Genomic DNA, 8,662 nt, shown 5'->3' with positions numbered 1-8,662 from the left:
ACCCGTCAGCACCGCCTCAGCAGCGCCGGTGAAGGGGGTTCTAAGCATAACACTTATCAGCCGCAAGTGAAAAAACAGAAGAAATCGAAAAAAGTTTGAGCAACAAATTTTCTCATTTAAAAACATATTATTAAGTCGATGCTACGCTCGAAAAACTACAGACGACGGCATGGAAACGCACTAAATCCAGACAGCAAGACATTTATCCACAAGCTTGCCCACAGACTCGCCCTTGGTCAGGCAGAGTCTGCCGTCCTGAACCGCATCAAGGCTTCGGTCATCGGAAGGCGCAAAGCCAGAAGACCAACGATCAAGCCCAGATAAACCAGCGGCTCGATCTGAAATCCCTTTGCCAACATCACATAGTGTAGCCCGCCCAGAATTGCCGCCGGATAGACAAGACGGTGCAGCTTGCGCCAAACCGGACCCAAATGCCGGACTGACCAATTGTTCGAGGTCAGCGCGAGCGGCAGTAAAAACAAGAAGCCGGCCATCCCGACAGTAATATAGGGGCGCTTGAGTATATCCGCCCAGATTTGACCCGGCACCTGTACGTCCAGAACAAGCCAGACCAGCAAGTGAAAACTGACATATCCGAATGTCAGAACACCGATTGTCCTGCGGAACTTCATCAGGTTCAGGCCCAGATGCTTGCGCAGCGGAGTGATCGCCAGTCCGAAAATCAACAACTGAAGAGCCATTTCGCCATATTCGTGCTCCAGGGCTTCAATAGGCTCCACGCCAAGACCTCCGGTCAACCCCTGATAAAACAACCAGGGTGCCGGCAGGAAACCGACCAGATAGATCAGCCAGACCGGGATTCGTCGCAGGTGATGATTCAAAAACTGCATGGTCTCAGTAGTTTTTCGCCAGATCCATGCCTTCGTAAAGACCGGCAACCTCTGTCTCATAGCCATTGAACATCAGCGTGGGCTCGCGTTTGGCAAACAGCCCGCCTCCGATGCGGCGCTCAGCGGCCTGCGACCAGCGCGGGTGATCCACATTCGGATTAACGTTACTATAGAATCCATACTCACGCGGGTTCGACATGTTCCAGCTGGTTGGTGGCTGCGTGTCTGTCAGCGTTATCCGGACAATCGACTTGATGGATTTGAAGCCGTATTTCCACGGAACCACCAGACGCAGGGGTGCGCCATTCTGGTTCGGGATCGGCTTGCCATAGATGCCCGTCGCCATGATCGTCAACGGATGCATGGCTTCATCCAGACGCAACCCTTCGCGATAAGGCCATTCCAGGATCGGGTATTGCACCCCCGGCATTTCGTCGGGGCGATAGGCGGTTTCGAATGCCACGTATTTGGCGCCCTCCTGAACCCCTGCCATGGCCAGCAGATCAGCCAGCTCGAACCCGTTCCAAGGGATAACCATTGACCACGCCTCGACGCAACGGAAACGGTAGATACGCTCCTCTACCGTCATTTCTGACATGATGTCCTTAAAGTCGTATTCGCCGGGGCGATCAACCAGACCATCTATCTTCACGCTCCATGGTTCGGTTTTCAGCGAAGCGGCATACTTTGCCGGGTCATCCTTGCCCGTGCCGAACTCATAGTAGTTGTTGTATGAGGTGATCTCTTCCCACGTGTTGGGCTCAAGCGTGTTCTGTGCAGCCGCAGGCTTTGTCATCGCTGTCAATCCGACACCGGCCAGACCGGCCATGACCTGCCGCCGGTTCAGAAACGCCGACTTCGGGGTGACGTCTGCATGTGTCAGTGTGTTTCTCCAGCGATACGCCATTTGGGTCTCCATAATCCGTATTTCCCGGGCTCGGGATCGCCCGCTCATACCACATTGTCACCGCTATATACGCTCCAATCTGATGACATTCTCGCAAGCTGACGCAGCTGTTACCCGTGTTACAGGGTGGATGGGCGGCCAAGATCCACAACGCTTTCATCTGGGCGCAATTTGATCGGCCCGTTGAAAAGCCTTCTCTTTACAAAGAAAATGCCGAGCGCGCAGTCTGTATCATGCTGTCAGATGCGAAATTGTCGCCTATGGAAATGACAGCCTGAAAGGGAGAGGACTAATGTGTGACATCTGCGTAGTTAACGCGGTCAAGGACCGCATGCTGTCAAGACGGGGATTCTTCAAGGCAGCGGCAGCCTCTGGCGCGGCAATTGCCGCAACGGGCGCGACCGCGCCCGCCGCTCTGGCCCTAGGTCATGGCAAGGTCGAAGATATGACCCATACACTAAGTGCCGATTTCCCAACCTGGGGAGGTGACCCCGGTTTTGCCGGTGATCAGGTTTTCAATTTTGGGGAACACGGGTTTAACCTGTTCAATCTTACAATCAACGAGCATACCGGCACGCATATCGACGCCCCACTGCATTTTTCCGCGGATGGCCTGTCTGTTGATGAAATACCGGTGACGGATCTTGTTGCCCCGCTCTGCGTGGTCGACATCGCAGCACGGGCCGCCGAAGATGCGGACACACTGCTTACGCCGGACGATCTGAAAGCGTGGATTGCAGCCAACGGCGACATTCCTGACGGAGCCTGCGTGGCAATGCATTCAGGTTGGGCAGGCAAGACAGCCACCGATGAGTTCCGCAATTTTGACGGCGAGGCCCAGCACTACCCAGGCTTTCACGTTGAAGCCGCGCAGATGCTGATGGAGGAGACCGGCGCACGCTCGATTGCGGTAGACACTTTGTCATTGGACCACGGCATGTCGGCGGACTTTGCAACTCATTACGCCTGGCTTCCTTCCGGACGTTTCGGAATTGAATGCCTTGCCGGGCTTGATCTGGTACCTGCTTCGGGTGCGACCCTCGTCATAGGCGCGCCAAAACATGCAGGCGGGACAGGAGGACCCGCACGAATTTTTGCACTGATCTGACGACACCGGGACGATCAATAAAGGGCTCGCTGCGATGGTGAGCCCTTGCTGCTTGGGCAATTGCTTCAGCGAGACCGAAGCAGCCAATCGATTGAAGCCGCCTGAACCAAACATGTTTTGTCTTGACCTAAACCTACCTTGAGCAATCAGGGTCCATTCGAAGACCGGATAGCAATAGAAGGATTCGCATGTGCATGTCCTGACAATTCTTGATCATCCAGATCCCAACTCATTCACCGTCGCTGCGGCGCGGAGCTTTATGGAAGGTGCGACAGCGGCCGGTCACACCACCGAGCTTGGCGACCTGCATGCAGAAGGTTTTGATCCGCGCTGGTCCATGGCCGATGTAGAAGGAAATCTGGCCTCTGACGCGCTGTCAGACGTTGTTGCCGAGCAGTCGCGAATTGCGCGCGCCGACGCAATTTGCCTGGCTTTTCCCCTGTTTTGGTGGGGAATGCCGTCCATGACGAAAGGCTGGGTTGATCGCGTATGGACCTGGGGGTGGGCGTATGACCAGTTGAATGATCCCGAGAAATCGCTCCAGAGGCCTCGCACCGGAGTACTGTTGGTACCAGCAGGGGCCCGATCCGACGAAATGGAAAGCGCGGGATATCTTCAGGCGCTGGAAACAAGCTGGATTCAGGGTACCTTTGGGTATTTTGGGTTTTCACCACGCAAGCTTGTCGTTCTTCACGGATCGACCGGGTCGGAATCCCGGCGAAAAGCTCTGCTGGACAAGTGCAACACTATCGGCCAGACCTTGCCTTTGCCTGAGAACCACTAGGATACATATCGGCTCGTGGTATGGCTTGTTTGAACTCAATTGCGACGGCCGGAGCAATTTGATCGCCGCCCAAACCCGATCAGAATTTCAGACAAGATTGTTTGAATAGCCTGATAAACACTTACTTAAACGTCAGTGCATATTCTCTTTCAAATGCTTCACCATCAAGCTGGCAGAACTGGTTGCGGCTTCCAGAGACGAATGGGAATGTTCATCGCGGTAGAGCACGATCCCATCCTCACCAAAGTAGTTACAAACCGGCCCCGGGCAATAAAAGTCGAACAGATCCACAAAGATCGCAGTTTCGTTTTCCTCAAGCGTTGACAGTTCGGTGCGGACCCCGCCAACCCGTTTGAGAGTTTGCTCGCGCGTCAGGTAGTGGCATGGACCGCCATTGGGCGCAAACCACTGGGCAACTGCCACCTCGGGTGTGCATCGAGCCTCGCGGACAAGAGGCAAAGGACCAACAATTGCGAGCGAGATATCTTGTTCATTCAATTCACGGGCAAACCGCTGAATACCTTCCAAGTAACGCTGCAGAACCACGTCATCCTTCCCGCCTGAGCCGTACGAAAGCCCGCCAAGATCGCTAAGCATCAGAACCACATCCCCGGCACGAAGTTCACGTACCAATTCAGGCACTGCGTCTTCCCAATAGTGTTGATTGGCTTCTTGCCATGGTCCATTGTAACCAAGCTCAGGCACTGGCTGTGCGCCCCAGCTGGAGGTTAACAGAACCGCCCAGTCTTCGGTTTCCGAAATCTCTCGAAATGCTCCGCCAAAGGCGACGGAGAACGAGTTTCCGACCACCAGTATGCGCTTTTCAGCCGTTTCCCATGAACCGAAGACGCAGCCTTCAATTGGAATGGACCTCCCGACCTCGGTTGCGTCTCTGATAATACAAGGCCTTCCCTGCCAGACAGAACCATCATTTGCCTTCAACGGCGCCTCGAGGGTCGCCGGACCTCGTTGAGCAAGCGCCGGAGACACGCCGGAGTACAGGTTCCGGCTCACATCTTCTGACAAGACCCAAAGGGCAATCAACGTTGTGACCAGCGCGGAGGACCCAACCAGGTAACCCGGCATTCTGGCTGCGGTCCACTTGGAATGGCGCAGAGGATTCTCGACAAACCGGTAGGACAGCGTAGCAGCCCCAAACATCACGAGAACAAAAAACGGTGCAGTGATCGCGGTTAGCCCGATCGTCCATTTGGCCAGAACGGCAACTGGCCAATGCCACAAGTACAGCGAGTATGAGATCTTACCGACCCAGCGAAGCGGCGTATTCGAAAGCGCCTTCGAGAAGATTCCGGTCCGGACGGGGAACAGCAACAAGGTCGCCGACAAGACAACGGCAATGACCGTTGCAAAGTTGCGATTCAAGTCGACCTGTAAGGCAAACAAGATCAGCAACAGCCCCAGACAAACCGGAACGATCAGAGAGTTGAAACGCTGCGGTCGCCAATGTCTGATCAGCACGGCAATGGCCACACCCAGCCCCAGCTCCCAGGCCCGGAAGTAGATCATGTAAAACGTGCCCACCGGATCCGCCTTGGCAAACAGCAAGTACGCTCCAAGCGACGCCAAGCAAAACACCGCCAATACCGTGATTGAAATCAGGTTCACCCTGCGCGGCAAAGCTGCTGACAGCGATAACCACGCAGCAAGTGGAAAGAGAATATAGAATTGTTCTTCAACACCAAGGGACCAGGTATGCGTGAACAGGTTGAGATCCAGCAACCTGCCGAAATAATCAAATTGCTGATTATAAAAGAAAAAATTTGAAAGCCCGACAGACGCCCAAAAAGCGGTCTTCGTGTTGTCCTCCATGTCCTGAATAAAGAACGAACCCACTAGTGAGGACAGCAGAAGACACACAAACAAAGCCGGCGCCAGCCGCTTGAAGCGGCGCGCAAAGAAATGAGAAGCATTGGGCCAGAACTTCGTCCAATCCCAATCGATGACGGATCGGGCGATGACAAACCCTGAAATCACGAAGAAGACATCGACGCCCAGGAATCCGTAAGGAAGAAGATCGAGGCCGAGATGATCAATCAATACAGCCAGAACAGCAACGCCGCGAAGACCTTCAATATCTCCGCGAAACTTGGATGGCTCCCCGCCGGGGCCATGGATTTCTGTCTGTTGCATACTGGTTATCCGAGATTGCCCTGCGTGATTGCCGTGAATGAGCGATATGCGGTTTACCAGACTTTTAGCCAAAAAGACAAATAACCGCCAATATGGCGGTTATTTATCAGTTCAAATGTCAGATCAGTGCACCACGGCATCATCCGGGCGGGGCCGTTCCGACGTTCCCAGCCGGTCACCGATGATCAGGCCATCGGCCCCTGCCGTCACCGGAACAGTCTCGCCATCCTTGATCTCACCAGCCAGAAGGGCTTCGGCGAGCGGGTTCTGCAGTGCACGTTGGATCACGCGCTTGAGCGGGCGCGCACCGAAGACCGGATCGTAGCCTTCGTTCGCCAGCCATTCCTTCGCACCATCGTCCAAAGCCAGCTCGATCTTGCGGGCAGCCAGACGTTTTTGCAGGCGCGCCATCTGGATATCGACGATGCCATCCATATCGGCACGCTTGAGGCGGTCGAAGATGATGGTCTCATCCAGACGGTTCAGGAACTCGGGTCGGAAATGCGCCCGGACTGCATCCATCACGTCACGCCGCGCCTGCGCGCTGTCCGCGCCCTCGGGCAACTGGCTCAGCGCCTGCGACCCAAGGTTCGACGTCAGGATAATCAGCGTCTGCTTGAAGTCCACCGTGCGGCCCTGACCATCGGTCAGGACGCCATCGTCGAGAACCTGCAACAGCACGTTGAAGACATCCGGGTGCGCTTTTTCGACTTCATCGAACAGCACGACCTGATAAGGCCTGCGCCGCACGGCTTCGGTCAGCACACCGCCTTCGTCGTAACCAACATAGCCCGGAGGGGCACCGATCAGACGGGCAACCGCGTGTTTCTCCATGAACTCTGACATGTCGATGCGGACCATCGCATTGTCGTCGTCGAACAGGAAGTTCGCAACGGCCTTGGTCAATTCGGTTTTGCCCACACCGGTCGGGCCCAAGAACAGGAACGAGCCCAGTGGACGGCCTTCGTCATTCAGACCGGCACGGGCCCGGCGAACGGCGTTGGCCACGGCAGTGACCGCCGCATCCTGACCGATCACGCGGGAATGCAGATCATCTTCCATCCGCAGCAGCTTCTCACGCTCGCCCTCCAGCATTTTCGAGGTTGGGATACCGGTCCAGCGTTCGACCACCGAAGCGATCTGTTCCGGGCGCACCGTTTCCTCGGCCATCATCTCGCTGCTTTCGGCGTTCTCGGCCTCGGTCAACTTCTTTTCAAGCTCGGGGATGACGCCGTAAGACAGCTCACCCGCTTTGGCGAGGTTGCCTTCGCGCTTGGCGATCTCCAAGTCAGCCCGCGCTTTGTCGAGTTGTTCTTTCAGATCCCGCGCGCCAGCCAGCTTGTCGCGTTCAGCCTGCCATTGGGCGGTCATCTCGGCGGATTTCTCCTGCAGGTCGGCCAGATCCTTTTGCAAGGTTTCCAGACGATCCTTGGAGGCCGCATCATCCTCAAGCTTCAGCGCCTCTTCCTCGATCTGCATCTGCAGAATCTGGCGATCCAGCTGATCGAGCTCCTCGGGCTTGGAATCCACCTCCATCCGCAGACGCGACGCCGCCTCATCGACAAGGTCGATGGCCTTATCGGGCAGGAAGCGGTCGGTGATATAGCGATGCGACAAAGTCGCCGCCGAGACCAGCGCCGAGTCCGAGATGCGCACGCCATGGTGCAGCTCGTATTTCTCCTTGATGCCGCGCAGAATGCTGATCGTGTCCTCGACCGACGGCTCCTGCACCATCACAGGCTGAAACCGGCGCGCAAGGGCCGCGTCTTTTTCGACGTACTTGCGGTATTCGTCCAGCGTGGTCGCACCGATACAATGCAACTCACCCCGGGCAAGCGCGGGCTTGATCAGGTTGGCGGCATCCATCGCGCCTTCGGATTTACCCGCACCGACCAGCGTGTGCATCTCATCGATGAACAGGATGATCTCACCAGCGGCCTCGGTCACCTCGGTCAAAACGGCCTTGAGGCGTTCTTCGAACTCACCGCGGTATTTCGCACCAGCGATCAGCGCGCCCATGTCGAGCGCCAGCAGTTTCTTGTCCTTCAGCGATTCCGGCACATCACCATTGATAATGCGCAGGGCCATGCCCTCGGCAATCGCGGTTTTACCGACGCCGGGTTCCCCGATCAGAACCGGGTTGTTCTTGGTGCGGCGCGACAGAACCTGCATCGAGCGGCGGATTTCCTCATCCCGCCCGATGATCGGGTCGATCTTGCCTTCGGCAGCGGCCTCGGTCAGGTCGCGCGCGTATTTCTTGAGCGCGTCATAGCCCTCTTCCGCCGACGCGGTGTCAGCGGTACGACCCTTACGGATATCGTTTATCGCTTCGTTAAGCTTCTGGGCGGATACGGCCCCGGCTTCCAATGCCTCTTTGGCCTTGGATTTCACCATGCACAGCGCCATCAACACGCGTTCGACCGGCACAAAACTGTCGCCTGCTTTGGTGGCGAGCTTCTCGGCCTCGGCCAACACCTTGGCTGTCTGGCCGTCCATGTAAATCTGGCTCGCGTCGCCGCTGACTTTTGGAATCTTGCCCATTGCGGTGTCCAGCGCCTCGACCACACGGCCTGGCGCGCCGCCCGCGCGCGTGATCAGATTGCTTGCCAGCCCCTGATCATCATCCATCAATGCTTTGAGTATATGTGTGGGCTCCAACCTCTGATGCCCTTCGCGCAGCGCAATGGTCTGCGCGGCCTGCACGAATCCCCGTGCCCGCTCGGTGAACTTATTCAAGTCCATATTATTCTCCTTTTCTCAAGCGCCCTGAATGTGATGCGCCCGCTTGGCGGCACGCTTCGGTCTGGGCCTCACATTCAATTTGGGAAATGTCTTCACGGCTTCAAGGGGCCAGGTTTCAA

At 56.3% G+C, this 8,662-nt stretch carries 6 protein-coding genes; 2 read left to right on the top strand and 4 right to left on the bottom strand.

Annotated elements, in window-relative coordinates:
- Positions 1-236: 236 nt before the first annotated feature.
- Positions 237-851, bottom strand: coding sequence for a protein-methionine-sulfoxide reductase heme-binding subunit MsrQ (msrQ, locus tag AC2FIR_RS22780; protein ID WP_496747785.1), 615 nt, complete (start codon positions 849-851; stop codon positions 237-239).
- A 4-nt stretch (positions 852-855) separates the two neighbouring features.
- Positions 856-1,758, bottom strand: a complete 903-nt coding sequence (gene msrP, locus AC2FIR_RS22775) for a protein-methionine-sulfoxide reductase catalytic subunit MsrP (protein WP_480913000.1) — start codon at positions 1,756-1,758, stop codon at positions 856-858.
- Positions 1,759-2,050: 292 nt separating this feature from the next.
- Between msrP and AC2FIR_RS22770 the strand changes: the two genes are divergently transcribed.
- Together AC2FIR_RS22770 and AC2FIR_RS22765 are read left to right on the top strand one after the other, a co-directional pair.
- A complete protein-coding gene (locus AC2FIR_RS22770) occupies positions 2,051-2,866 on the top strand; it encodes a cyclase family protein (protein ID WP_170610985.1) in 816 nt (271 codons plus the stop codon).
- Positions 2,867-3,056: 190 nt separating this feature from the next.
- Entirely contained in the window at positions 3,057-3,650 is a 594-nt protein-coding gene (locus AC2FIR_RS22765) for an NAD(P)H-dependent oxidoreductase (protein WP_480912999.1), read from the top strand.
- 132 nt (positions 3,651-3,782) lie between these two features.
- Here the strand turns inward: AC2FIR_RS22765 and AC2FIR_RS22760 are convergent, their stop codons facing one another.
- Both AC2FIR_RS22760 and clpB read right to left on the bottom strand, forming a co-directional pair.
- Entirely contained in the window at positions 3,783-5,801 is a 2,019-nt protein-coding gene (locus AC2FIR_RS22760) for an acyltransferase family protein (RefSeq protein WP_496747782.1), read from the bottom strand.
- A gap of 123 nt (positions 5,802-5,924) precedes the next feature.
- Positions 5,925-8,543: an ATP-dependent chaperone ClpB gene (clpB, locus tag AC2FIR_RS22755; protein ID WP_480813495.1), complete on the bottom strand. Its 2,619-nt coding sequence runs from the start codon at positions 8,541-8,543 to the stop codon at positions 5,925-5,927.
- Between the last annotated feature and the right edge of the window lie 119 nt (positions 8,544-8,662).

Source organism: Ruegeria sp. CDSB136, from assembly GCF_059610965.1.
This window is presented reverse-complemented; position numbering and strand designations above follow the sequence as displayed.

Bases quoted from the DNA above. Each gene is read 5' to 3' on its own strand.
- msrQ (WP_496747785.1), bottom strand. From the start codon at position 851: ATGCAGTTTTTGAATCATCACCTGCGACGAATCCCGGTCTGGCTGATC.
- msrP (WP_480913000.1), bottom strand. From the start codon at position 1,758: ATGGCGTATCGCTGGAGAAACACACTGACACATGCAGACGTCACCCCG.
- AC2FIR_RS22770 (WP_170610985.1), top strand. From the start codon at position 2,051: ATGTGTGACATCTGCGTAGTTAACGCGGTCAAGGACCGCATGCTGTCA.
- AC2FIR_RS22760 (WP_496747782.1), bottom strand. From the start codon at position 5,801: ATGCAACAGACAGAAATCCATGGCCCCGGCGGGGAGCCATCCAAGTTT.
- clpB (WP_480813495.1), bottom strand. From the start codon at position 8,543: ATGGACTTGAATAAGTTCACCGAGCGGGCACGGGGATTCGTGCAGGCC.